21 protein-coding genes and 1 pseudogene are annotated in these 24,706 nt (G+C 41.3%); 9 read left to right on the top strand and 13 right to left on the bottom strand.

Annotation, left to right across the window (positions count from 1 at the left end; translation table 11 throughout):
• Positions 1-130: 130 nt before the first annotated feature.
• Positions 131-340: a hypothetical protein gene (locus V7K35_RS12610; RefSeq protein ID WP_442939724.1), complete on the bottom strand. Its 210-nt coding sequence runs from the start codon at positions 338-340 to the stop codon at positions 131-133.
• A 79-nt stretch (positions 341-419) separates the two neighbouring features.
• On the opposite strand from V7K35_RS12610, the gene V7K35_RS12605 reads away from it, so the two are divergent.
• Positions 420-1,016 (top strand): DUF1802 family protein, encoded by a 597-nt coding sequence (locus V7K35_RS12605; protein ID WP_335079382.1) that lies wholly within the window; start codon positions 420-422, stop codon positions 1,014-1,016.
• Positions 1,017-1,833: 817 nt separating this feature from the next.
• On the top strand, positions 1,834-2,097 hold the full coding sequence (locus tag V7K35_RS12600; RefSeq protein WP_335079380.1) for a hypothetical protein: 264 nt from the start codon (positions 1,834-1,836) through the stop codon (positions 2,095-2,097).
• 59 nt (positions 2,098-2,156) lie between these two features.
• On the opposite strand, the gene ggt is transcribed toward V7K35_RS12600, so the two are convergent.
• The gene (ggt, locus tag V7K35_RS12595; RefSeq protein ID WP_335079378.1) at positions 2,157-3,968 is read right to left on the bottom strand and encodes a gamma-glutamyltransferase; all 1,812 of its coding nucleotides are present in this window, start codon (positions 3,966-3,968) and stop codon (positions 2,157-2,159) included.
• Between the two features lie 437 nt (positions 3,969-4,405).
• Between ggt and V7K35_RS12590 the strand changes: the two genes are divergently transcribed.
• Entirely contained in the window at positions 4,406-5,035 is a 630-nt protein-coding gene (locus V7K35_RS12590; protein WP_335079376.1) for a Uma2 family endonuclease, read from the top strand.
• A 129-nt stretch (positions 5,036-5,164) separates the two neighbouring features.
• Here the strand turns inward: V7K35_RS12590 and V7K35_RS12585 are convergent, their stop codons facing one another.
• The 4 genes from V7K35_RS12585 to V7K35_RS12570 form a co-directional block, all read right to left on the bottom strand.
• Positions 5,165-6,067 carry a glycine betaine ABC transporter substrate-binding protein gene (locus V7K35_RS12585; RefSeq protein WP_335079374.1) on the bottom strand — a complete coding sequence of 301 codons (903 nt, stop codon included), beginning with the start codon at positions 6,065-6,067 and terminating at the stop codon, positions 5,165-5,167.
• A 586-nt stretch (positions 6,068-6,653) separates the two neighbouring features.
• Entirely contained in the window at positions 6,654-7,286 is a 633-nt protein-coding gene (locus V7K35_RS12580; RefSeq protein WP_335079372.1) for an ABC transporter permease, read from the bottom strand.
• Positions 7,283-8,041, bottom strand: coding sequence for an ATP-binding cassette domain-containing protein (locus tag V7K35_RS12575; protein ID WP_334864412.1), 759 nt, complete (start codon positions 8,039-8,041; stop codon positions 7,283-7,285). The genes V7K35_RS12580 and V7K35_RS12575 overlap by 4 nt, the downstream gene beginning before the upstream one ends.
• Positions 8,042-8,434: 393 nt before the next feature.
• Complete coding sequence (locus tag V7K35_RS12570) at positions 8,435-8,830, bottom strand: hypothetical protein (RefSeq protein WP_335079370.1); 396 nt, start codon at positions 8,828-8,830, stop codon at positions 8,435-8,437.
• Positions 8,831-9,892: 1,062 nt separating this feature from the next.
• Between V7K35_RS12570 and V7K35_RS12565 the strand changes: the two genes are divergently transcribed.
• From V7K35_RS12565 to V7K35_RS12550, 4 genes and pseudogenes are all read left to right on the top strand, one after another.
• Positions 9,893-10,633, top strand: coding sequence for an S-layer homology domain-containing protein (locus tag V7K35_RS12565; RefSeq protein WP_335079368.1), 741 nt, complete (start codon positions 9,893-9,895; stop codon positions 10,631-10,633).
• Between the two features lie 604 nt (positions 10,634-11,237).
• Positions 11,238-11,474 carry a hypothetical protein gene (locus tag V7K35_RS12560; protein WP_335079366.1) on the top strand — a complete coding sequence of 79 codons (237 nt, stop codon included), beginning with the start codon at positions 11,238-11,240 and terminating at the stop codon, positions 11,472-11,474.
• Positions 11,475-11,482: 8 nt separating this feature from the next.
• A complete protein-coding gene (locus V7K35_RS12555) occupies positions 11,483-11,617 on the top strand; it encodes a type II toxin-antitoxin system RelE family toxin (RefSeq protein WP_335079364.1) in 135 nt (44 codons plus the stop codon).
• A gap of 21 nt (positions 11,618-11,638) precedes the next feature.
• Positions 11,639-11,746: pseudogene (locus V7K35_RS12550) on the top strand (type II toxin-antitoxin system RelE family toxin); the annotation flags it as partial.
• Positions 11,747-12,119: 373 nt separating this feature from the next.
• Here V7K35_RS12550 and V7K35_RS12545 read toward each other — a convergent pair.
• From V7K35_RS12545 to V7K35_RS12535, 3 genes are all read right to left on the bottom strand, one after another.
• Positions 12,120-14,051, bottom strand: a complete 1,932-nt coding sequence (locus V7K35_RS12545; protein WP_335079362.1) for an ABC-F family ATP-binding cassette domain-containing protein — start codon at positions 14,049-14,051, stop codon at positions 12,120-12,122.
• A 372-nt stretch (positions 14,052-14,423) separates the two neighbouring features.
• The gene (locus tag V7K35_RS12540; protein WP_335079360.1) at positions 14,424-14,840 is read right to left on the bottom strand and encodes a DUF1824 family protein; all 417 of its coding nucleotides are present in this window, start codon (positions 14,838-14,840) and stop codon (positions 14,424-14,426) included.
• A 69-nt stretch (positions 14,841-14,909) separates the two neighbouring features.
• Positions 14,910-15,770, bottom strand: a complete 861-nt coding sequence (locus tag V7K35_RS12535; protein WP_335079358.1) for a prohibitin family protein — start codon at positions 15,768-15,770, stop codon at positions 14,910-14,912.
• A 700-nt stretch (positions 15,771-16,470) separates the two neighbouring features.
• On the opposite strand from V7K35_RS12535, the gene V7K35_RS12530 reads away from it, so the two are divergent.
• Complete coding sequence (locus V7K35_RS12530; RefSeq protein WP_335079356.1) at positions 16,471-18,012, top strand: phytoene desaturase family protein; 1,542 nt, start codon at positions 16,471-16,473, stop codon at positions 18,010-18,012.
• Here V7K35_RS12530 and V7K35_RS12525 read toward each other — a convergent pair.
• The 4 genes from V7K35_RS12525 to V7K35_RS12510 form a co-directional block, all read right to left on the bottom strand.
• Complete coding sequence (locus tag V7K35_RS12525; protein ID WP_335079354.1) at positions 17,999-18,673, bottom strand: hypothetical protein; 675 nt, start codon at positions 18,671-18,673, stop codon at positions 17,999-18,001. The genes V7K35_RS12530 and V7K35_RS12525 overlap by 14 nt on opposite strands.
• 604 nt (positions 18,674-19,277) lie before the next feature.
• On the bottom strand, positions 19,278-19,700 hold the full coding sequence (locus V7K35_RS12520) for a hypothetical protein (RefSeq protein WP_335079352.1): 423 nt from the start codon (positions 19,698-19,700) through the stop codon (positions 19,278-19,280).
• A 27-nt stretch (positions 19,701-19,727) separates the two neighbouring features.
• On the bottom strand, positions 19,728-21,566 hold the full coding sequence (locus tag V7K35_RS12515; RefSeq protein ID WP_335079350.1) for a bifunctional serine/threonine-protein kinase/formylglycine-generating enzyme family protein: 1,839 nt from the start codon (positions 21,564-21,566) through the stop codon (positions 19,728-19,730).
• 324 nt (positions 21,567-21,890) lie between these two features.
• Positions 21,891-22,700, bottom strand: a complete 810-nt coding sequence (locus V7K35_RS12510) for an ABC transporter permease (protein ID WP_335079348.1) — start codon at positions 22,698-22,700, stop codon at positions 21,891-21,893.
• Positions 22,701-23,615: 915 nt separating this feature from the next.
• On the opposite strand from V7K35_RS12510, the gene V7K35_RS12505 reads away from it, so the two are divergent.
• Complete coding sequence (locus V7K35_RS12505) at positions 23,616-24,701, top strand: glycosyltransferase family 4 protein (protein ID WP_335079346.1); 1,086 nt, start codon at positions 23,616-23,618, stop codon at positions 24,699-24,701.
• The last annotated feature ends 5 nt before the right edge of the window (positions 24,702-24,706 follow it).

The raw sequence follows: 24,706 nt of genomic DNA, 5'->3' as shown, positions 1-24,706 counted from the left end.
GGTAAGTGATAACCAAGAACGCACAGGATTAACTGTAGGTGTTTGAGCTATCAGGGTAATGTTACCATTGACATCCATTACTTATCTCTGAGCCTTCCACAATCTTATTTTTCGTGGGTTGGATGAGATTTTACTGGCTAAATCTCTTTAGGCAGACTCTACGAATTATTCTGGTGATCCCAGCTTCAAATCCGGCTCGGATCGTTTTAATCGAGTCAGCATCCTCAATTTCTACCCACATTCTTTTACCAGCTTGCCAAGTTCCCGTAAAGATAGGTGTAATTTGGACTTCAGTTGTACCTAGCGTAGGCATAGCCCGTCGGAGACATCGCTTTTCCATAACTGCTTCCTAATTCATTCCCTTGGATAGTTTCACACTTTATCGGTCTTAGGTTGAAATTAAATTAGAGTTACAGTAGATGCTGATGGAATCGACCACAACTTTTCATGCTCTCAAAGAATGGGCAGTCGCCATAAATGCTTTGGAAAATGGCAAAACAATTATGTTGCTCCGCAAAGGCGGTATCCATGAACGAAATGGACGTTTCCAAGTTGCCCACAAACAAATTTTGCTTTACCCTACTTGTGAACATCAACAAGCTTTCATGCTGAAAGCAGAGTATGCCAATCATGTTTATCCAGTAACATCATGTTGGCATCCAGAAACAGTTCGCATCGGCAGTTGGGCCGAAATTACGGATATTTTGCCAGTTAGTGACGAATTTATTGTCAACGCCTTGCTTCCCTTCCATATTTGGAACGAGCATTGTATTAGCGATCGCCTCAAATGGAAACCACGCCAGCCGCTTTATATTCTCCTCTTGCGGACATATCAACTACCTCAACAAGAAATTCCCTACCATCCTAAATACGGCGGTTGCAAGTCATGGATTGATTTAGATCAACCAATTAACTTGCAAGGAGCAAAACCAGTTTTGTCTGACTTTGCATACACTCAATTAGTAGAGACAATTCGCGGCATTGTCGGCGATAAGTTGTATGCTCCATCTTTCTAATAACCCAACTTGCTGCCCAGATCCCCGACTTCTTGAAGTCGGGGATCTAAATCTAGGTTAAGTAACGCCATTCTACCCTACAGTTAATTTTATTTTTACTTTATAAATAATCTTGCTTTTAGATAAATACGGGATTATGTCTGGTCATCAAACGGACGATTCAAACAACAAGCATTACTGTTAGATTTTATCAAACAGAATAGAGCCGTCAGTCGTCATAATTCAGCAATGTTTTCTGTACGATAAGAGCGGATGAATAAACGGGTTTAAAACCCCCACTGAAATATTGCTGACCCCTGAATTCGGACTTCTGAATTCTTCTTCAAATTGTTTGCTCGTAGTGTTTAATCAGCATAACTTTATAAGTAATTTCTCAAATCTGCGCTTATGTAATACCAATTCTCTATGAAGATGCACTTAATTATTAAACGAACCGCCAAGTGCGCCAAGTACGCCAAGGCAGAAGGAGTAATCATTAAGTGCAAGCTCACGGAGAATTGGTATAAGCAGAAATACAAATAGTCTGATTGTAAACTCTAGCTAAAATAGTAGTTATTGTTACACACACTCATCAAAAGCGCGGATAACATTAGAAAAATCTCCCCTAAAAGGAAGGTGAAGGAAAGCTGTTGATCTTTGTGTCTTACAGCAGCTTTATCAGGGTATGACTTGTTAAGTAATTATCCTGTAGTGGATAAAACTTAATTACATTTTGTCTAAAGTATTAGGCAAAAAAGTACTCCACAAAGGTGAGATATGGCTTAACAAAATTCTGCCATTCTGCATTAGTTATTAGCTAAAAGCAAAGGAGTTTGCAATGCATCGACAAATGTGCTGGTTACCTAAGTCTGGTGGCGACGGAGAGAAAATTTTGTATTTGCAGGCAGAACCCAATCAGCCTTGGCGTCCCTACACAGCTTTTGGACATTTTTCAGTCCCAGATTATCAAATACCAGGTGGTTCTAAAGGTTGGGCAACTTATCAAAAACTTCTCAAAGCAGGTTGGACACTAGTACCTAGCACACGGGCAAACGAGTTTGGCGGCAGTAGCTACGCAGAGTCAACAGTTCAAAATCAATAGAGAGACGCGATTAATCGCGTCTGTACAGGAGTTAGAAGTTATTATTCTCCTCGTCTGGCTCACAAGCCTTTTGGGGAACCTTCACCGCGAGGATCAGCCGCCCCTTCTAAAGTTCCATCTGCTGTAACCGCGATCGCGTTACCATTACCCCAAGGAGCAGTTTCCTTAATTTTATGCCCCCGACGGCGTAAGTCTTGCACAGTTAGAGCATCCAAGCCCCAAGATTCGACGCGCAACTCATCGGGAAGCCATTGATGATGTATGCGTGGAACAGAAACAGCCGCACCAACATCCATATTGTATTCCAGCACATTCAGGATCACTTGCAAAACCTGGGTGATAATGGTGCTACCACCAGGCGCACCTGCTGCCATACGGAAATGACCATTTTCTGTGACAATTGTGGGAGTCATGCTGGATAGGGGAGTTTTACGGGGGGCAATGCTGTTGGCATCGTTACCAACCAAACCAAAGGCATTAGGCACTCCTGGCGCAGAAGCAAAATCATCCATCTCATTGTTGAGGACAATTCCAGTTCCCGGTGTCACCACACCAGCACCAAAAATCAGGTTAACCGTGAAAGTCAGACTTACGGCGTTGCGTTCTTCATCCACAACAGTAAGATGAGTGGTTTGGGGAGATTCATACCGAGTCGCGTGCATTTTCAGAGATTGAGCAGATAACGGAATGATATTTTCTCCTAAACTCTGATTATTAGCTTGACTAAAACGTTGTAATATCTTTATATCTACTGGCTTGACCTCGGTTGAGGGTCGAGCCACTTGCATATTAATTTCTTGACGGCGTTTTTTGGCGTAAGCTGGACTGAGCAGTTCTTGTACAGGGACTTTGACAAAATCTGGATCGCCTAAATATTCTGAGCGATCGGCGTAAGCAATCTTCATTGCTTCTACCATTAAGTGGATAGCATCGGGATGATGCCATCCTAAAGATTTTAAATCGGTGTCACCGATAATATTTAAAATCTGCAATAGATGAACACCTCCCGATGAAGGTGGTGGCATTGAGCAAATTTTAGCTTTACGAAAATTGCCACAAACGGGAGTGCGCCAGATTGGTTTATAGGCTTTCAGGTCTTCTAGAGTAATTAAACCGCCATTTTTTACCATATCAGAGGCGATCGCCTGAGCAATACTTCCGGTGTAAAAACTTTGGGGATTTTGGGCAATTGCTGTTAAGGTGCGTGCCAAATCACTCTGTACTAGCTTCTCACCAGATTTGTAAAATTCGCCGTTGTGAGTGAAAATTTCCCGCAGTGCTGGATTCTTGAGAAGCGCTTGCTTGTAGGATTGGTTTGTTTGCAGAGAACGCCAAGTTGCTACATCGCCAATAACAAAGCCAGATGCAGCGAGTGCGATCGCAGGCTTCACTACCTCTTGCCAAGGTAGCTTACCATAGCGACGATGCACTTCATAAAGTCCCGCCACCGTTCCTGGTGTGCCTACTGCTAAATAACCATTGATACTTGCATTCGGACGCACCTTTCCTTCTGCATCCAGATACATATTTTTTGTGGCTTTCAGGGGGGCGCGTTCCCGAAAATCTAAAGCTTTCATCTCCCCAGTTTTCTCAGAATGCATCAGCAAAAATCCGCCGCCGCCGATTCCGGCTGAAAAAGGCTCAACTACCGAGATTGCAAAGGTTGTGGCTACGGCTGCATCCACTGCATTACCACCTTTGCGTAACATCGAAATTCCCGCTTCACTTGCTAGGGGATGGGCTGAAACTACCATTCCCTTTTTGCTGTGTAGGGGTATAGTTAAGGCGGCTGATGCGACTTGGCTGTAAAGTAAGACGCCCAAAGAAAAGATTGCGTAGGCAACCCGTTTTGATTTAGCAACAGTAAGCATTTTTATGGCATTTTGTTTGATATTTATTAGCCTAGCGTTAAGGTAGGCATTTTATCCGCTGCTTGTTAGTTACGCAGTTGCAGAGCGATCGCTAAATTCTGTCGAAATTTGTTCTATGTTTGTTACCATTAATTCGTAAGAGCATTATAATTTTATTCAATTTCCTAATTTTCCTTATCGGCTGTTTCTGATGATGGAAGCAATCGGAAAAATGTTTGCATAAGTAATTCCAAATAACTTTTTAATGTATCTAGGACTTACGCACACTCTACGAATTCTCGGCGCTCTTGGCACGGCAGTTGCTTCAAGTCGGCAGAGCCGCCCAACGCACTGCCTCGTCTTGGCGGTTCGATAAATTAAGCGAAGTTGGCAATTTTTGCGTAAGTCCTAGTATCTTGTAATCAACTGGCTAACTGAAATGGGTGAAACAGCCGAATATGGATACCGTAATTACCCCAGAAAGAATTGAGTTACCACCTGGCGCGGTGTTGAAACTGTTGGGAGACTGGCAAGACTATCAAGTATTGAGTCAGCAACTAGGCGATCGCTCCTCGCCTCGGATAAAATATCGACCTGGAGAGATTTTGCTGATGGCACCGTTACCTGAGCATGGAAGAGATGCGAGCTTGCTGGCATTGATAGTAATAGCTATACTTGACCACTTAAACCGCATATACGACTCATTTACGCCCATTACCATGAGCTTGCCAGAAATTAGTGGTATTGAACCAGACTATTGCTTTTACATTGAAAATTGGAAAGCAGTAATAGGCAAAAAAAGAATTGATTGGCAATCAGATCCACCACCAGATTTAGCAATTGAAATAGATGTGACAAGCTACACCGACATTAATGATTTCTTACCTTATCGAGTGCCAGAGGTCTGGATATTAAAGAGTAATCAGTTATTAATTTATAGATTGCTCTTAGAAACTTATGTGCTTACAGAAAGCAGCTACTTTCCTAACGTTAGAGAAATTGTGCAGCAATGTCTCCAAATAGCAAACGAGCAAACAACAAGTGAGGTCATTAGGTGGTTAAAGAACTTTTTGCGTGGACAACAGTAGACAGGCGTTAAGCTGTAGTGTTATGGCTTCGGTAACGCACCATTTCAAGTTTTCGGTGCGTTACGCTAACGCGGTAACACACCCTACACTATCTTCTAACTATTTGCGCCTACTTACTTATCCTTGAGATTAACCTAATCCCTTAGATTTGCGAAACTCGCGCACAACATCTTTAATATCTTGCAATTCACCCTCAACTAAATAGTTTAATTGCCGCATTTCATCTGCCGAAATCTTTCCGGCAAGTTGAGCGATCGCTTTTCTTAATTCAGGATATTTTTTTAAAGTTTCTTGTCGGACAATTGGTGTAGCTTCGTAAGGTGGAAAATATTTTTTATCGTCCTTTAGTACAACTAAACCCAAGCGAGAAATTTGTCCGTCAGTGGAATTACCTGCTACCATATCCACCTGTTTTTGAATCAAAGCCCGATATATTAAACCCAAGTCCATGATTTGGGGTGGTTTCGCAAAACGCAAATTGTAAGTTTTAGCTAATCCTGGAAAACCATCTTCCCGTTCTAAAAATTCGTAGCCGAAACCGCCACGCCACTGTGGTGTATATTGAGTAGCTTGAGAGAGAGTTTGAATGTTGTAGCGTTTCGCATCATTACCCCGGACAATCATCGCAAAAGTATTTTCAAAACCCAAGCTTGGCATTACTTCCAGATTGAATTGTTGGGCATAAGCTTGCTTTAATCTTTCATAAACTTCTTTAGGATCATTAACTGCTTTTTGCTTTAAAATTCCAGTAAAAGCTGTACCTGTATACTCAATATATGCATCAATTTTGCCAGCAGTAATAGCGCTATGACAAACAAAAGAACCACCCAAACGGAAACGACGATCCACTTTTAAATTAGTTGTTGTCTCAATTTGCTGTGCTAAAAGTTCACCTAAAATATCTTGTTCAGTAAAATCTTTGGAAGCTACGATAATATTGCCATTGCTGCTACTATTTAAATTTGGTGTGCAGCTAGTGATTAGCAGTAAAAAAGCAAAAGTAAAAAAGCAAAATGTTAAAAATCTTTTCATTAGAGACCATTTATAAATTCAATCTTAAGTAGCTTACAGCAGTTTCCATGTATTTGAAGCACATCTATCGTAGGGGCACAGCATTGCTGTGCCCCTACCGCGTGGTCTATTTACCTGAAAATAGCTGTAATGCACCGCTATATAACATGGTGCGTTAGACGCATAATATCATTTGTATTCTGGATACTTTTACGTCAGTGAATCTTGAACCAGGAACATTCTTAGACAAAAAGGCTCTGAAAAGTTATGGTAAATCTTCTGTTTCATGAAGGTAAAATGAAACAACGACCTCCAAAAAATAAATCTCTTATGGGGTGGGCATCTTGCCATTGGTGTCAACTTAAGCAAAAACTCCTTTAAAATCTCGTTAAGAGCCTCTGGCTGGAAATGCTCTCTCATTGCGGTGCCGCTAGTTTTGAGGCAGAGCCTCTAATTAGGCATTCCCAGTCTCTGACTGGGAACGAGATGAAGAGACAATTTCTAAAAGCTGATTTTAGACTGGCTTTTATCTTAAGTTGACACGTATGGCCCTGCTGGCTCCCCTAAAGTAATTTTATTTTTATTTTATAAATGACCTCTAACTTGCTTAATTTTTAATTTTTAATTTATTCTCTAACCAGCCAATTACAAAGTCAGCCAGTAATGCAATTCCCGCCGCCGGAACTGCACCAGCTAAAATTAACTGATCATTCACTACTGATATGCCGCGAAAAATAAACACTCCTAAACCACCAGCACCAATTGCTGCTGCAATGGTTGCAATCCCAATGGCAATTACCGTTGCTACCCGCACACCTGCCAAAATTACTCCCATTGCTAAGGGAATTTCAACTTGCAATAACAATTGTTTATCTGTCATCCCCATTCCTCTCCCAGCTTCCCGAATAGCCGGATCGACGCTAGTAATCCCTGTATAAGTGTTACGAATTATCGGCAGCAAGGAATATACAATCAGGGCAACAATTGCTGGGACTGCGCCAATTCCGCCAATTATAGGAACCGGAATCAGTAAGCCAAACAGTGCCAAACTAGGAATAGTTTGCAGGATATTTGCTATGCCGAGAATTGGTTGGCGAAGATAGGTTTTGCGTGTAATCAAAATACCTAAAGGAATGCCTATAAGTATGGCAATTCCGATCGCGATTCCTACTAAAAATAAGTGTTCTAGAGTATGCTGAAGAATTTCTGGGGCATACTTAACGAGGAAGAAATTTTTCATAAGTTGTCTTGGAAGGAACGCAGACATTGAAGAAAAGCTAGGCTTTCTGGGTGTTGCGATCGCATAAATTCATCTGTTGTCCCCAATACTACCAATTCTCCCCCATACATTAAACCAATTCTCGATGCCAAAACCAAGGCTTCTTGAATATCGTGGGTGACAAACACAACTGTCTTGCCTAACTCCTGCTGCAAACGCCGAAACTCTTGTTGAAGTTCTAGCCGCGTAATTGGATCGAGTGCGCCAAAGGGTTCATCCATCAACAACACTGGCGGATCTGCTGCTAAAGCCCTCGCTACACCGACTCTTTGCCTTTGTCCTCCCGAAAGTTCGTGCGGGTAACGCCCGGCGAATTGTGCTGGTTCTAAGCCTACTAATTGCAACAATTCATAAACCCGCGTTTTAATTTGTTTCGGTTGCCAACCTTCCAAAGCCGGGACTAAACCCACATTGCGTTCTACAGTGAAATGGGGAAATAAACCAATTTCTTGAATTACGTAACCAATTTTTCGCCGCAGTTTAATTTCATCCCATTCAGTTGTCGGAATACTATCAAATAAAACTTCGCCTTGTGTGGGTGTAAATAGGCGATTAATTAACTTCATTGTCGTGGTTTTGCCACTTCCACTGCGTCCAAGTAATACGAGTGCTTCTCCTTGGTGAATGGTGAAATTGAGATTTGACACCAATGGGCGATGATTACGGCTAAAGGTGACATCACGGAATTCGACGGCGGTTTGGTTATTTTGCGGCATGAGTAGCTTTTGGTGGACGCTAGCTTGTTACTGGCTATATGTATTATGTGATGATCTTGCTAGCGTGCTAACGCCTAATTTGTCTTTCTTAATTGGTTTATACCATTTTGGATTTAGGATTTTAGTATATAGTAATCCTAAATCATTTGTGAAATCTTCTCTTCTTACACTTTGCGCCCTTTGCGACGGCAGTCGCTACAACGGGGGGAACCCCCGCAACGCGCTGCCTCTCCTTTGCGGTTCGTTAAAAAAGATAATTTTTACAACTCAGATAGGATTTCTATATGTAGTAGGGTGCGTTAGGCTAGCGCTATAACGCACCATAATCGCTCATAAAAACGGTGCGTTAGCCTAACGGCATAACACACCCTACTATCTTACTTTTAAGACCTTCTATGCAGTTTTAGCATTTTCATCTAAGACTTGCTCTGCAACATTTTTCAAGCGGCTCGACCTGATTTTGCGGGCGCGATCGCTATTGCGAACACCACCCGCCATCTCATATTCACGGCTGTCTTTGCCATACTTGATAGCAACCACCATTAACATTTTTTCAGAAAGCTGATTCAAGTTTTTTTCCATCTCTTCAATTTCAGTTATAGAAGAATCAATCATAGACAGAGCGGTATTATAAACATCAATTTTGTTACGTAACTGGTCAATTGACTCAATCAGTTTTTCCAGACTATAATCTTCATCATATTTGATGTTTGGAACAATCGATTTCAGTCCAGCGGCTCTTAACTGAGCTTTTTCTAAAACGCGGGATGTACGTTTTTGACGAGACATAAATTTATTCCTTTCAAATGCTTATATAGCTAGCTTGCCTTAATGAAACCGCATTCCGGTTCAGCATAACTCGCAATTTTTCTCATAAAATTTTTAGGTGATACCAGTAATTTTTCGGTATTTAATCATTAGATGTTGATTTTTGTATAAATAATTGTCTAAGTTTCATAAAAGTTTTAAGGAAGACTGCTCCCGGCGCGAGGAAGACCGCTCCCGGCGCGAGGAAGACCGCTCCCGGCGCGAGGCAGACCGCTCCCGGCGCGAGGCAGACCGCTCCCGGCGCGAGGAAGACCGCTCCCGGCGCGAGGCAGACCGCTCCCGGCGCGAGGCAAACCGCTCCCGGCGCGAGGAAGACCGCTCCCGACGCGAGGAAGACCGCTCCCGTCACGAGGCAGACCGCTCCCGTTTGTTGGGGAGTAGAGGCAAAGCAATTTTTTGTTAGATATCGCTGTGTAGGCAAACAATTTCTGGTGATGATTTTATGACTAATAGCGATCGCCCACTCATGAACACCAGAGAGAATTGGGCTGAGTAGTTGTAAAAGGCGATTTATCGCGTCTCTACATGAGGGTTGTCTCGTTCCCAGTCTCCGACTGGGAATGCCTATTTTTGAGGCTCCGCCTCAAGACTTGCGGCTCTGTCGCAATGAGAAAGCATTTCCAGCCAAAAGCTGGAAACGAGATTTGAAGGCTAAAAAATAAAATAGCGCTAAGAGGATGTTTGAAAAGTGTTTGACTGTGATTTTTATCACCCCCCGATATATTGGGGGGAAACCAGAAAATCCAGTCCCCTCACCAATATATCGGTGAGGGTTAGGGAGGGGTAAAAAAATATTTAATACATCAATCACGACTTTTCAAACAACCTCTAAGGAAAAATTGAGGGTTGAAAACTCAAGTCGGTGGGTGAAGTCTTGTGTAGCCGCGACTTCTAGTCACTCAGCGAGTTTATAAATATCCTCTAAAAGCGATCGCAATTTCAGGTATAACTAATAACTTTAAGAAACCTTCTAAAAAAGAGCAACGTCTAGAATAATAAGCATTTAATTTATGATAAGACCTTATGCTCAAACCAATTTTTAACTTTTTTTTGAGTAATATAACTACCAAAACTTTTGGAAATACTACTGCCATTATATTGTTATGCGCTTTTACCACTAAACCAGTACTTGCTAACGTGCCTATAAGCTTTACTGATGTTAGCAATGATGTCTATGCCAAAGAGATTCAAGAGGCTGTTCAAACAGGGATTATTGCAGGCTTCACTTCTAATAATACATTCCGTCCCACGTTAGAACTAACACGAGAACAGATGGTGTCGATGGTAATAAACGCGCTCAGTAAGCTATCTGTCAGTCCTTTGACTGTACCATACGACCCACCACCAGCAGCAGCAAACTTATTGAAAGTGACCAGCAAACCTTACCGGGATGTAAAGGTAACTCGTTGGAGTGCTGCAATGATTGACTGGGCAAAATCAAACGGGATTATACTCGGCTATTCTGATGGCACTTTTCGTCCTAACCAAATAGTAACCCGTGCTGAGTTGATAGCAGTATTGCATAAAGCGGCTCAATATGGGCAAAATGCTGGAAGTTCAACTATAGGAGCCAAACAACAGGCAGTAGCTTTTAATGATATATCTAATCATTGGGCGCAGAATTCGATTAAAGAAATGTCTGCTTACTGCGGTGTCGCTTCTCCATTGAATGAAACAGGAAATGCCTTTTCTCCTAATCTTGCGGCAAAGCGCAATTATGCAGCAGCTGCCACATTACGGATGCTCAACTGTTTTAAGAGGTAAGATAAATTATAGCCAGGGTAAGCCCAACTCTGCGTTGTTTAATATATTAAAAGCAGGAGTAAGCAATAGTTCTGTTAAGAATAATCGTAATTTTAGAAAAATATAAGACTTGGCTCTGCCACCTACTCATTCAATAGACCTCTTGCATAAGTCGAATAGACCCCCCTTAATCCCACGCCACTTGCTACAACGGAGGGAACCTCCCTTCGGGTTCAGCAGTTCCTCATGGGGGAAACCCCCAAGATCGGACTGCCTCACCGCAACGCAGTGGCTCCCCGATATATTGGGGGGAAACTTAAAATCTTGCCCCCTCCTCAATATATCGGGGAGGGTTGGGGAGGGGTGATTCAAGGATTTTTGCAAGAGGTCTAATCATCTGCCTTGGTAATTAATTCCTTATATTCTTTACGATAACATCGGATGTGTGGGCGATCGCGATCACAGTTTAGGCAAATTCAATTGCTGCGCCGCACCACACAAGCGTGAAATTTAGATGCATTTGTCCTGAAATACAACTCAAAGACTTTCGGCTTGACAAAAATATAACTGTTAAAATCAGCATAATGATGTCAAAATCCAAAAAAATACACCCAATAGGAAAAAAATGCCAGCTATTGTTAAACTACAACTCTCCTTAGAAACTTTAGCAGAAGCAATATCTTCCCTTGATTTAACAGAAAAACGTCAACTTCAAGAACTAATTGAGCAACAAATTTTTGAAGCGGAAGAAGCATTGTACGAAGACGATGCAGAAACACTAGCAGAAATTCAAGCAGTTCGCGCTGAGTATAGCGATGGTGAGTCAGTGACTATAGATAAATATCTTGCTAACCGCTCATAGCAGGGATAATGAGTTACGCGATCGTTATTTCAAAGTCGGTACAAAAGCAGATTGACAACTTACCAAATGATCTTGTTGAGCGTGTTATTGAAAAAATCCAAAATCTTGCTTCAGAACCACGTCCTGATGGAATTGTCAAGTAAAAAGGTTCTGATAACGAGTATCGTATCCGTATTGGTGATTATAGAGTTCGTTACGAGATTGATGATCAAAGTCAACTCGTACAAATTTTGCAGTGCAAGCACCGGAAAGATGTTTATAGAAAAAATTAGTTTTGAGATTCTCAACTTCAACGCGATCGCTTTTTACCCAAACGTTATTGTTCTCATTAGACCTCAAATTATATCGCGTTCCTGAAGAATTAACTGAATTAACTCACATTTTAGTTGGCATATTGAGGAATTAGACATATCAAGTAATACAGTTGAGTTAAGCATTTCTTCCTTCTCTTTCTCTCTTCTCTGTGTCCTCTGCGCCTCTGCGGTTCGTTAAAAAAAGAGTTTTAGCCTTAAGTGAACCGTATTGATGCTTAATATTGGGTTACGTTCCTCAACCCAACCTACACAGTTGAATAAAAAGACCTCTCCCTGGTTTTACTACACAAAACCAGGGAGAGGTTCGTCGAATTCATGTCATGTTAAGAAATTAAGACTCCATCTCTGCTAATTCTAACCAGCGTTCAGTCGCCACATCGATCGCTTGCTTGAGAGATTCCACCTGTTCATAGAGTTTCTGCACCTGGCTATAATTCCCCGGTGAGACATTTGCTAGTGTTTTCTCGGTTTCTGCTTTCTGAACCTCTAACTGGGCGATTTTCCCTTCCAACTGCTCAAATTCTTTTTTTTCCCAATTGGATAACCTGCGCCGCTTTGTATTCTCTACATCTTTGGGTGCAGACGCACCATTTTGGGCTTCGACATTTTTAGTAGGCTTCTCTTTAGTATTAGCAGCTTGTTGCTGTGCCTCTTCAGCCTTCTTAAAGTCCAGATAAACCGAGTAATTACCTGGATATTGCCGGAGATTACCGCCTTCCTCAAAGGAAAATACTGTGTCGATGGTGCGATCGAGAAAGTAGCGATCGTGAGAAACTACAATTACACACCCGGCAAAATCCTCTAAATAATCCTCTAATACTGCCAATGTCTGCACATCTAAATCATTTGTCGGTTCATCTAAAATCAACACATTGGGCGCACTCATCAAAACGCGCAACAGAAATAAACGGCGTTTTTCCCCACCAGAAAGTTTATGAATTGGGGCATACTGTTGATTACCAGGAAACAAAAACCGCTCCAACATTTGCGAAGCAGTAATTTGAGTACCATCGGTAATTTTGACAAATTCTCCTTCTTCTTTGATATAGTCAATCACGCGCTGATTTTCGTTTAAGGCTGTGAGCAATTCTTCAGAATGCTGGTCAAAATAACCGATGTGAATTGTAGTACCAATTTCTGCAATACCTGAATCTGGTTTAACCCGCCCAGTAATCATATCCATTAAAGTGGATTTACCTGCACCATTAGCGCCGATGATGCCGATGCGGTCTTCTGGACTAAATTCGTAGGTAAAATTATTAATCAGGGTACGTCCATCATAGGCTTTAGAAATGTTATCTAATTCAATAACTTTTTTGCCGATGCGACGACCAACTGTAGAAATATCAACTTTACCCTGAACTTGTTTAAACTCAGTATCTCGCAGAGCATGAGCGCGGTCAATTCTCGCTTTTTGCTTAGTACTTCTGGCTTTTGGCCCTTTTTTGAGCCATTCCAACTCGCGGCGCAACAAGCCTTGATGTTTACGTTGAGTACTTACGGCAGATTCTTCAGCTAAAGCTTTCTTTTCGAGGTAATATGAATAGTTACCTGTATAGGTGTAAATGTCGCCTCGGTCGATTTCGATAATCCGATTGGTAACCCGATCCAAAAAGTAGCGATCGTGAGTGATCAAAAAAAGTGCGCCACGATAGCGATTTAAATAACTTTGTAACCATTCAACAGAAAGAGCATCGAGATGGTTTGTCGGCTCATCCATGAGCAAAATATCTGGTTCTGCTAGCAAGGCTGATGCTAAAGCAATGCGCTTGCGATAGCCTCCAGATAAAGTGCTTATCTTTGCATCAAAGTCAGAAATTCCTAATTTTGTGAGGATGATTTTGGCATTAGTTTCTATTTCCCAAGCACCACTCGTATCCATCCGTTGCATCACTACAGAAAGGCGAGACATCAGTTGGTTATCATCTGGATAGTGAGCTAATTTATCTGAGAGTTCTTCATACTCACGCACCAAAGCCATGTGTTCGCCGCTATCAGCAAAAACTTGCTCTAAAACTGTGTGATTTTCATCTAAATCTGGCTGCTGGGATAAGTAGATGATTTTAGAACCGGAGTTGACTAAAACTTGACCACTATCTATCGATTCTAAGCCAGCGATCATTTTTAATAAGGTTGATTTCCCAGAACCGTTAGTACCAATTAAGCCAACTTTATCGGTAGCATCTAAGCTAAAGCTGGCATCTTTTAAAATTTCCTTGATGCCAAAGTCTTTTGTTACTGACTGGAGTGTAATAATACTCATAATATTTAGTTATTTTTCATTGGTCATTAGTTAGTAGGTAAGGCACATACCTAGCCCACGTCTTGGTGAGATGATCTCGTTCCTATGCATAGCATGGGAATGTTTATAAGCGGAGCTGCTGCCTATAGTCCAGGGAGGCAGAGCCTCCGCAAATCCATTCCTATGCAGAGCATAGGAATGAGAGGAATGCAGAGCATAGGAACGAGAGGAACGAGAACGAGAGGAACGAGAGATTAATAGTTTTTGGGTGGTCAGAAAAGGATACATAGGGGACTTGCAAAACCAAATTTAACTTCCTAACAAAGGTTTCAGCATACTTTTGACCACCAAGACGCGGGCTAGCCACATACCCTTACTTACATTGTCCGAATTTTATACGAATAAATCCAAGGGGAGATGTCCATACATTTCGTTGATTCCGTCTTCATGGTAAGACTGGCAAGATACTAATACTCCCCGATGATGACCCGCATAAGAATCAAGATAACACAAGCCATTTTTACCATTTAATTTGATATAAACTGGGCCTTCAGGTGGAAGTAAATTATTTGGTGGTTCATAACCCAAAGCCAAAGAATAGGTCTTCATTGCCAGTATTCCTTCTTCTGCTGTATCAGCACAAATTCCTAAAATTTGATAATCAGCAAGCTTGGTGATTAAAATTAAGGCACTACGAATTACTGATTTTTCTGATGGCTTGAGGATAGGTGCGATGTCTAAACAGTTGAATTTATTCAGTAATTTTTTCGCTTCTTCGGCGGTGAGATTCTGAGGGTTGGGGGTTGACATAAACTTCGATTATTATCTTGTTAGTTTTTCTGTTGTGTTTGAGTTGGGACTAGCCTAACTTACTAAGTATTATTTACTCAAATCAGATTCATTTTGGACATTTCCAAGGTTAAACATGAAGGGGACACCGCTTTTTGAGTCACTACCCATAACGAGGACTTTTGGCATCTGAGCGCCGCCACTCTTCCAAGCTTCAATTGCTTCTTTTTGTAAAACCAACTGTCCTCCTTGGGCTTTGAGCGTCTCTGCTAAGAGTCTTTGAGATTCTGCCTTACCTTTGGCGCGATTCACATCCGCTTGTGCTTCTTGTTCAGCTTCCCGTGCTACATAAACGGCTCTTTGCGCCCGCTGTTCAGCAATTTGTTTTTCTTCCACTGCTTTGGCAAATTCTGGTGAGAACGCTAAGTCAACTACGCTAGTATCTAACACAATTATCCCATATTTGTCTAAGCGATCGCCTAAGGCATTATCAAAGTCTTCCTTCAATTCACTTCTTTTGGTAATTGCCTCTTCTACAGTTCTTCTGGCTGCGGCAATTTTAAATGCTTCTTGTGTCTGAGGTGCAATGATTTTCGATACAATATTGGCTAAAGTTCCTTGTTTCCTTCTAACTTCAACAACCTGCATGGGATCGAGGCGAAAGTTAATCGCAAATCTCGCAGATAAATTTTGCAAATCCTTAGTAGAACTCTCCGCTGGCACTTCAAACTTTTGGACTGTCAAATCATACACATCTATCACGGAGATAAAAGGCGGTTTCACGTGAATCCCTTCCAATAAAGCGCCATCTCTAGCTTTACCCAAGATGCTGATCACTCCTGCTTGTCCAGGGTTAATAATCACAAAGGAATTTAGTCCGAGAATCACTAATATTGCTAACACAATTCCTAAAACTGTGGTTTGCCAATTTCCCAATTGCTGATTTTTCAAATTCCTCTCTCCATCTGAGTGCTGAGTCGTGTTAGCGGATAGCTATGGTTTAGCCCGTCCTAAGTAAAATAGTACGGATAAATCTGAGAGTAGTAAATAGTCAAAAGTTTTGCTTTGACTTGGGTAAACTCAGTTACTAGTTTAAGTTTCTCATCAGTTTGTCTGAATCAAGTCTTTAATCTTCAGACTCAGGACTTTGTTCCGTGGTAATATCAGTTGCACGAAACCGCAAAAAGCCGTGGCTACTCTATAGCAATCCGATCTGAGTTGTAAAAATTATTTTGTTTAACGAACCGCGAAGGACGCATAGACACGTTCGCAAAGCGTCCCGTTGACGCAGCCTCTCCAAGACTTGAGAATTGGCTTCCCGTAAGGGTAGGGCGCAAAGTGTAGAAAGAAAAGATTTTACAGATGATTTAGGATTGCTATAGCAGTCCTAAATGATTTATGAACTTTTCTGTCTCTCCTCTTGGCGCTCTTGGCGGCTTGGCGGTTCAAATAATTTTCATGACTCAAATAGGATTGCTATATATTAAAATTTATTCTATAAATAAATGATTCAGTACATAGTTTCTGTGTTGATGGCGGCTCTGGCAAACTCTTCCCTTGTGCTAGAATCCCTCTGTGAATAGGGTTTGAGACGCGCTAACTCTGGCTCAGTTAGCACACCTTGAAAACCATCGTTGCAAACATAAGGGATATGCAAAACACAGATATAGTTGTCATTGGTAGCGGTATTGGCGGTTTGAGTTGTGCTGCTCTTTTGGCACGGTATGGCTTTGATGTGATAGTCTGCGAAAGCCACTCTATTGCTGGAGGCGCTGCCCATGCTTTTGAGCGCAATGGTTTCAAATTTGACTCGGGCCCGTCCCTCTACTCTGGACTGTCTTACAGCCCCTCTGCCAACCCTTTGCGACAAGTACTAGATGCAATTGGCTCTGAATTACCATGTGTAACCTATGATACTTGGGGTTGTTGTCTGCCAGAAGGTGATTTTGACACCGGGGTTGGTGCCGAGCAATTTTGTGAAGTGCTGATGAAATTGCGTGGTGATAATGCTGTAGCCGAATGGCAGGAACTCCAGCGTGTTATGGAACCATTCGCTAATGCAGCAACTTCTATACCACCAGCTGCATTACGCTTTGATTTTGGTGCAGCTAGAACTGTAGGCCCGTTTGTCCCATCTCTGACAAAAAATGTGGCGAATATCATCAAGCTGACGGGTCCCTTCAGCCGGATTATGGATGGTGTTGTTAAAGACTCGTTTACCCGAAATTGGCTGAATTTGCTGTGTTTTCTACTTTCTGGACTCCCAGCAGATGGTACTAGCGCCGCAGAGGTAGCATTTATGTTTGCCGACTGGTATCGACCAGACGCAGTACTTGAATATCCGATTGGTGGTAGTGGTGCTTTAGTTGACACCCTTGTCCAAGGATTGGAGCGTCACGGTGGGAAGCTGATGTTGGGCGCTCATGTGGAGCAAGTGCTTGTAGAAGGTAATCGTGCGGTGGGTGTGCGTCTGCGCGATCGCCAAGAAATTCGGGCGCGGCGGGCAGTGATTTCTAATGCATCGGTTTGGGATACACTGAAGTTGCTACCAGAAAAGGCAATACCCAAACAGTACCGCAGCAAACGACAGGCGACACCTGAGTGTGATAGCTTCATGCATTTACATTTAGGCATTGATGCTCAAGGATTACAGTCAAATTTGCGGTGTCATTACATCGTAGTCAATAACTGGGAATTGGGTGTGAGCGCACCTCAAAATGTTGTGGTGATATCAATCCCTTCAATTCTCGATCCATCCTTAGCGCCAGCAGGTAAGCATGTAATTCATGTGTATACTCCTGGGAATGAGCCGTATGCTTTGTGGCAGGGAATGGATAGAAGGAACCAAGAATATACCGAACAAAAGCGATCGCGTGCAGAAGTAATGTGGCAAGCGCTACAGCGAATCATTCCAGATATTCGCTCTCGTTGCGAAGTCACACTTGTTGGTACACCTCTAACCCACGAGCGTTATCTCCGTCGTCACCAAGGTTCCTACGGCCCAGCAATTCCGGCTGGATCTGGTATGTTTCCTGACCCCAGCACACCTCTACCAGGACTGATGTGCTGTGGCGACTCGACATTTCCCGGCATTGGTTTACCAGCAGTCGCCGCGAGTGGGCTGATTGCTGCCAATACCCTTGCACCTGTTAGTAAACATTTAGCAATGCTTCAAGATATCAAGTGCATTTAATTTTTTGAGTATAAAGTCTAGTTGCCAACAGAGCCGCACCTGCTGCCAAAACTGCTAGTACACTGTCAGTTTCAGGTACGGCAGCAACTTCAGCGTCAATTCGTGCAGTTCCAGCAAACAAACCTGTCAATTCAGGTTTTTGCAATATATTAGCAAACTCTGGAGAAACCAGCAATTTAACATCAGGGATGGTTAAATTTTGACCATCAAATGCCACAGGTTTTGTAATACTCAAATCAAACAAAACTGTATTTAAAGAAAATGTGTCTCTTAAAACAAATCCGCTACCACCTGTGACAGTACGTCCCGGAGCCAGACCAATTGATAGGTTACCAACAGTAATATTATCGTTGAAGGTAACAGTACCAGTACCCTCGATTGTACCTGAGAGCGGAGTAAAACCGCCCTTGTCACTAAACGTGAAGTTAGTAGCTGAGTCGATGTTGAAGCCAACTAAATAATTGCTAGGAATTGGTGCAACTGTATTATTAGTGCCTGTCAAGGTTAGCCCGATACTTTTAAGAATATCCTCGTGATCATGATCAATGCTGGTGACTCCAGATATCACTTTAAAAGTTGCAGCTTCTACCTGTATGGGTGTAATTGATATAAAAGCTGCTGTAGTACAACCAAGAACCCCTGCAAATTGAGAAAAACGCATAGATACTCCTTAGCTTCGTAGTTTATTGTATCTAAAAAAACGCTCTTTATTAATCTCAGAATTTAGGTATTTTTGCTAAAAAACTGATATTCAAAGACAAAATAATACTTTCTGAAACTTTCTATTAAGTCATCATCAAGTTAATAACAAAATTTAAATCATCCAGTTACAAATGCAAAGTTAAGTAGGTGGGTAAAAATAAATATCACTACTCAAAATAGAGCGGAGAGCATGAAGTATAAGGCATTATGGATAGAAAATGATAAAAATATAGTTACGTTTAATTATGTCCAAGCGACTGCGATCGCGAAGGACACGAAGAAAGAAATAATAAGCCAAGAATGTTTGGTGCAGCCCCGCAAAAAAATGGTATTACAATTTATAGAGATTTGGTATCAATAAAGTTAATAACAATTAACTGTAAGGTTGTATAAAACAAGGGGATTTTGCCCCTTGTCTTACCAAGCCTGATTTTGCCCTTAGGGGAGACGAAGCGTAACTTTGGCTGTTTGGGGTTCTTCGGGTTTAATGAGTAATCAAGCGGACATGATATTACTTGTTGATTTATAGACTTGTTCTAATCCACCAGCTTATTTTCTCCAAATTAGGGAGCTATTTGCTGCCAAAAGCTTGCTGATGAGTCTGCTTCTCTTGCTGCTGTGAGTATTTTATCTATACTGTCAAAGTTTCTTTGAATCAACTGCTTATCTAGTTTAGGAATATCTAATTTAAGATATTTTAGACGGTTCGGTAACTCTACTTTCTCTATTGTCGGCAAGTCGGGAATCTGATCAACTTGTTCTATAATTTTATCTATTGATGCAATTACTTCTTCAATATTCGGCTTTTTAGCTTTTAATTGTAAATCTTTTTCTTCAAATGTTTCTTCTTGATCACCTAACTTTACTATTACTATTTTGACAAAGAAAATATTGTAATCAACCTCACTAACTTCACCTACTTGTTTATGATATTTTTCACTTTTATTTATAAGTACTATGTCACCTTTCTCAATTCTTTCCTTCATAATTTCTACAACCTCTGAATTAAATTGCTAAATAATCTCCTCTACAGAAAATACTACTCTAAAGCCACAAACTCTCAGTCCACCGTCTGACTCATTCCAGCTACGACTGGCGCTGCGACAAAGTTCTGCACTGAAACTCCAAGAACCACCGCGTAAGACTCGGCGATTAATATCACCGCCAACTTCCCAAGCTGTTCCATCTAAGGGTGCATCGTTATAATTGTTGTGCCAAGAATCAGCGCACCATTCCCAAACTAGCCCGTGCATATCGTATAATCCAAAGGCGTTAGCTACTTCAAAACTACCAACGTTTGTTGTTTCTTTACGGAATTTGCTTTTTGGTTCGATAGTACAACTGACTAACTCAGAGGTAATCGTTTCACCAAAATGGAAGGATGTTGTAGTTCCAGCCCGACAAGCATATTCCCATTCAGCTTCACTCGGTAAACGATAGTCGCGTCCGGTTTTTTCTGAGAGTCTGAGACAGAATTCTACAGCCTCATACCAAGATACATTTTCCACTGGTCTATCTAAACCTTTGAATTTCGATGGATGGGGATTTAAAGCTTGTTTTATTTTGGGTAAAGCCGCTACTACTCTCCACTGTGCTTGAGTTACAGGAAATTTTCCCATAAAAAATGGTTCGACGCTAACTTCGTGTTGAGGACGTTCGTCAGCATCCCCTTCAAACTCTGGTGAACCCATCATGTAAGTACCACCAGGAATTGACACCATTTCTAATGTGACAGACTTACCCAATTCTTCAGCAAAGAAGTTTGCATTGCTGTTCACATGGTTTACTTCTCTACCACCTGTGTCTACTGTCACTACATCAAATTCAAAGGTTTCTAAAAAGAGTAATGGTATTATTACTTTTTGTGGTAGCAACGGTAATATAGATTGGGACATCGAAACAATTTTTAGGGCAATCGGTTCAATGTTCGATGTTGTAAACTTCAAATCGTTGAGAACTTCTACTGCTGTTTGATATCTTTCGCTCGGTAGATGTTTTAGTAGTTTATCTAAAATTTTTCCTAAGTCGTCGCTGATAGTAATACCTTTTTCTTGTAACCGTTGACGCCACAACCACTTAGCATTCATGGCATCATAAATAGGGTCATTAATCTGTCCAGAAGCATCCTGTAAAGGCAAACATCGAGTCAAAAGACGCACGCAAGTTACACCCAAAGCATACAAATCACTGGCGTGACAAGCAAATCCAGCCATTTGTTCTGTTGGGGCATAACCAAGGGTATAAATTACTGTAGCTTGTCTTCCTAAACTGGTTTGTGTTAGCTGTTTAGCACCACCAAAGTCAATTAATACGGGTTTTTCATCACTTGCACGGCGGATAATATTTTCTGGTTTTATATCCCGATGAATGACGTTATGGGTATGAATGAATTCCAGAACTGGCAATAAATCAGTTAAAAGTTCCCAAATTTGTTTTTCACCATAGGTTTTTTGCTGAACTTCTTGTAAGAGAGTTTTTCCTTGAATAAATTCTTGTACGAGATACAAGCTAGTACCTTGTTCAAAATAAGCTAGTAATCTGGGAATTTGCGTATGATTTTCTCCCAGTTCATACAACCGAAAAGCTTCTTCTTTGAAAAATTCCGCTGCTTTGGTGCGTTGTCCTGTTCCTTGAAATTGTGGGAAAAATTGCTTGATGACACAAGGCGCATTTAGTCTGTCTACATCTTCTGTTGCATAGGTTCTGCTAAACCCACCTTCACCTAAGAGTCTTAATACGCGGTAACGGTTTCTCATAAGTTTGCCAAAGTTGCTTTGTCCGCAACTCACGCAAAATCTATTGCCATCAGAGTTGAATGGATTTGAGCAATTGGGATTTTGGCAGATTTGCATAATCAGGAGGAAATAGCATCTTCTCCAAAGTTAGCCCCAATATTATCTAATTGAAAACAGTTTTGTAGAGAAGCGAACACGGAATTTTTTATATGTGCTTAAAAACTATCTTTCACACGAGGATAGAAGAATGAATAAATTTTATTTATTTACTTATTTATACTAGGACGTTATGTTAGCAGAAAGTCCGGCAATATTACCATGATATTTGGTGAGTCATAGCAAGCCTAATGCACCCGACATTTTAATATAGCTGTTGTTCACTATCCCAAAAAGTTCACAAAGAACTAAATAACCTATAATTTTTATTGCCAATTGCGACTCTTATTTGAAAGTTTCATTCTCTCCAGAAGCACGAATTGATTCAGCTACAAGAGCAACGATCGCAGATACTGAAATCAACATCACACTTAAAGCGTTAATATCAGGCTTGACTCCGGTTCTAATGCGGCTAAAAATTTCCATTGGTAAGGTGTTAGAACCGCTACCAGCAGTAAAACTGGCAATGAGAAAGTCATCTAAGCTGAGAACAAAAGCCAAGAGACAACCAGCTACAATACCAGGCATCAATTGAGGTAACAATACTTTGATGAAAGCTTGTGTGGGTGTAGCGCCTAAATCTAGTGCTGCTTCTTCTAAGTGAGGATCTAAATTAGTCAGTCGTGAAGCAACTACAAGTCCGACGTAGGCGAGACAAAACACCACATGGGCTGCAACTATTGTCCACAAACTCAAAGGAATTGCAAACGCCGCTAGGCATACTAAGGTAGCCACTGCGATCGCAATATCAGGAATAATCAATGGTAGGTAAGCAATACCAAGATACAATTTTTTACCAGGAAATTGGTAACGCGCCAACCCAACCGCCATCAAGGTTCCCAGCACTGCTGAAATTCCCACTGCACAAACAGCAACTATCATACTGTTTTGCAAAGCTGATAAGATGCGATCGTCATTGAACAACTTGCCATACCAATCGAGAGTGAATCCTTGCCAAGTTGCACTGTATGGCGACTGATTGAAGCTATAAAAGCCAAGTACCAATATGGGCAGGTACATGAACACAAATATTAGCAGTGAGAAAACCGCCTGCCATGAAACACGCGGTTTTTTGAGAGATGGAGAGATATTCATGTTTATATTTGATTTTTGTGGATAGCAATAAAAAACATCATATTTTATGTAATAAGTCAATATTTTAACTCTCTTCTTTCCTTTTGCCTCCTGGTAAATCCAATTAGTGGAGAGGGAATACTCGCTAATGTAATTCGTAATTAAGTTTTGTAACTGGGATTTAGCGAAAAATGTGGTCTTCTCACATTGGGAGAGGCTAGCGCCAAGGGGTTTTCCCAAGAGGAGCAATTTTTTAAGACAGATCCCGCCACCAAACTAGTAGATAACGTTAGCAAGACTTAACTTCAAGCCGCAGAACTAGTACAGAAGGCGTGTAAGTCCAGCTAGCATCTTAGACTAACAACGGGCAAAATCCCTTGTTAAAGGTAGGCAAACTTCTGCCACTGTGTATTAGTTAATTGTTACCTTTAAGAACTTGGATAGAATTTTTAATAAAACTTTGCAGCTTCTGATTTGAAACTACCTACTTCACAAAAATCTACCCTTTGGGCGGCTACGGGTTATCCTTTAGGTACGGAAAGCCGCCCAAAGAGTGTCCAGACACTTTATTCTTTAATTAACATTTGAAAATCAGATAATTAACAGGCAATAATACAGCTTTTTCGCCTATTATAATCATTTAACTTAGATTTTGACGATTAGATAAAATTCCTATTTAAAAAAAAATCTATATTTTCAATTGCACCAAATCACCAATAATTAATAACTTATAATGTACTTACCTCTTTAGGAGTGGGTAATTTCCGTACTAGGATAGATGAAAAATATAGAAAGATGAGCATAAAATTTAAAGGGAATTGTTAATAAGTTTAGTATCTGAAGTTACTTTCTGATGCAGAGTAAATCAATTACAAGCACTAGAGCAGCAGAAAGAAAAAACTTCTAATTCAATTTTTATTTTTTAGGAGGTTTGTGATGCGAATTGCTCAAGTAGCTCCACTGTGGGAAAGAGTTCCACCTCCAGCTTATGGTGGTGTAGAGTTAGTAGTGGGGTTATTGACCGATGAATTAGTCCGACGCGGACACGAAGTAACTTTATTTGCATCGGGAGATTCTATTAGTCTGGGAACACTAACCTCAGTTCATCCCCGTGCCCTCAGACTCGATCCTACTATCAAAGATTACGGCATTTACGAATTGCTAAATCTAGCTTCGGTATATGAACGCGCAGAAGAGTTTGATATTATTCACTCCCATGTGGGGCATGGGGCACTGACTTACGCGAATCTCGTCACAACCCCTACGGTTCATACGTTGCACGGTATTTTTACCCCTGACAACGAAAAGATATTTAGTTTTGCTAAAAAACAACCCTACGTGAATATTTCCGATGCACAACGAGAACCAAGGTTAGGGTTGAACTCTATAGCAACGGTCTACAACGGGATTAATGTCAGCAGTTATAATTTTCACGCCCAACCAGAAGATCCGCCCTACCTGGCGTTTTTAGGTCGGATGTCTCCAGAGAAGGGAGTGCATTTAGCAATAGAAATTGCGAAACTTGCTGGTTGGCATTTGAAAATGGCAGGTAAGATAGATGCCGTTGATATGGAATACTTTGAGAAGGAAATCAAACCGCAGATTGACGGGAAGCAAATCGAGTATTTGGGTGAAGCCAACCATGCTCAAAAAAATGCTTTGATGGGAGGTGCAGTCGCAACTCTATTTCCGATCACTTGGCGAGAACCCTTTGGATTAGTAATGGTTGAATCAATGGCTTCGGGTACGCCAGTGATTGCGATCAAATTGGGGTCTACTGAAGAGGTAATTTCCCACGGCAAGACGGGTTTCCTCTGCAATAATATTCAAGAGTGCATCAGTGCTATTGACCAAGTAACAGAGTTAGATCGCTATGCCTGTCGCCAGCATGTCGAAAATATTTTCAGCGTTAAGCACATGACTGATGGCTATGAGGCGGTTTATCAACAAGTAATAGCAGAACGATTTTCTCAGAATGGGCATTCCCGCAGTTTGACTGGTTTAGCTAGCGATCGCATTTAAATACC

Source organism: Nostoc sp., assembly GCF_036917275.1.
Classification (GTDB): Bacteria; Cyanobacteriota; Cyanobacteriia; order Cyanobacteriales; family Nostocaceae; genus Nostoc.
Note: the sequence above shows the minus strand (reverse complement) of the source record. Positions and strands in the feature narration are given on the sequence as shown.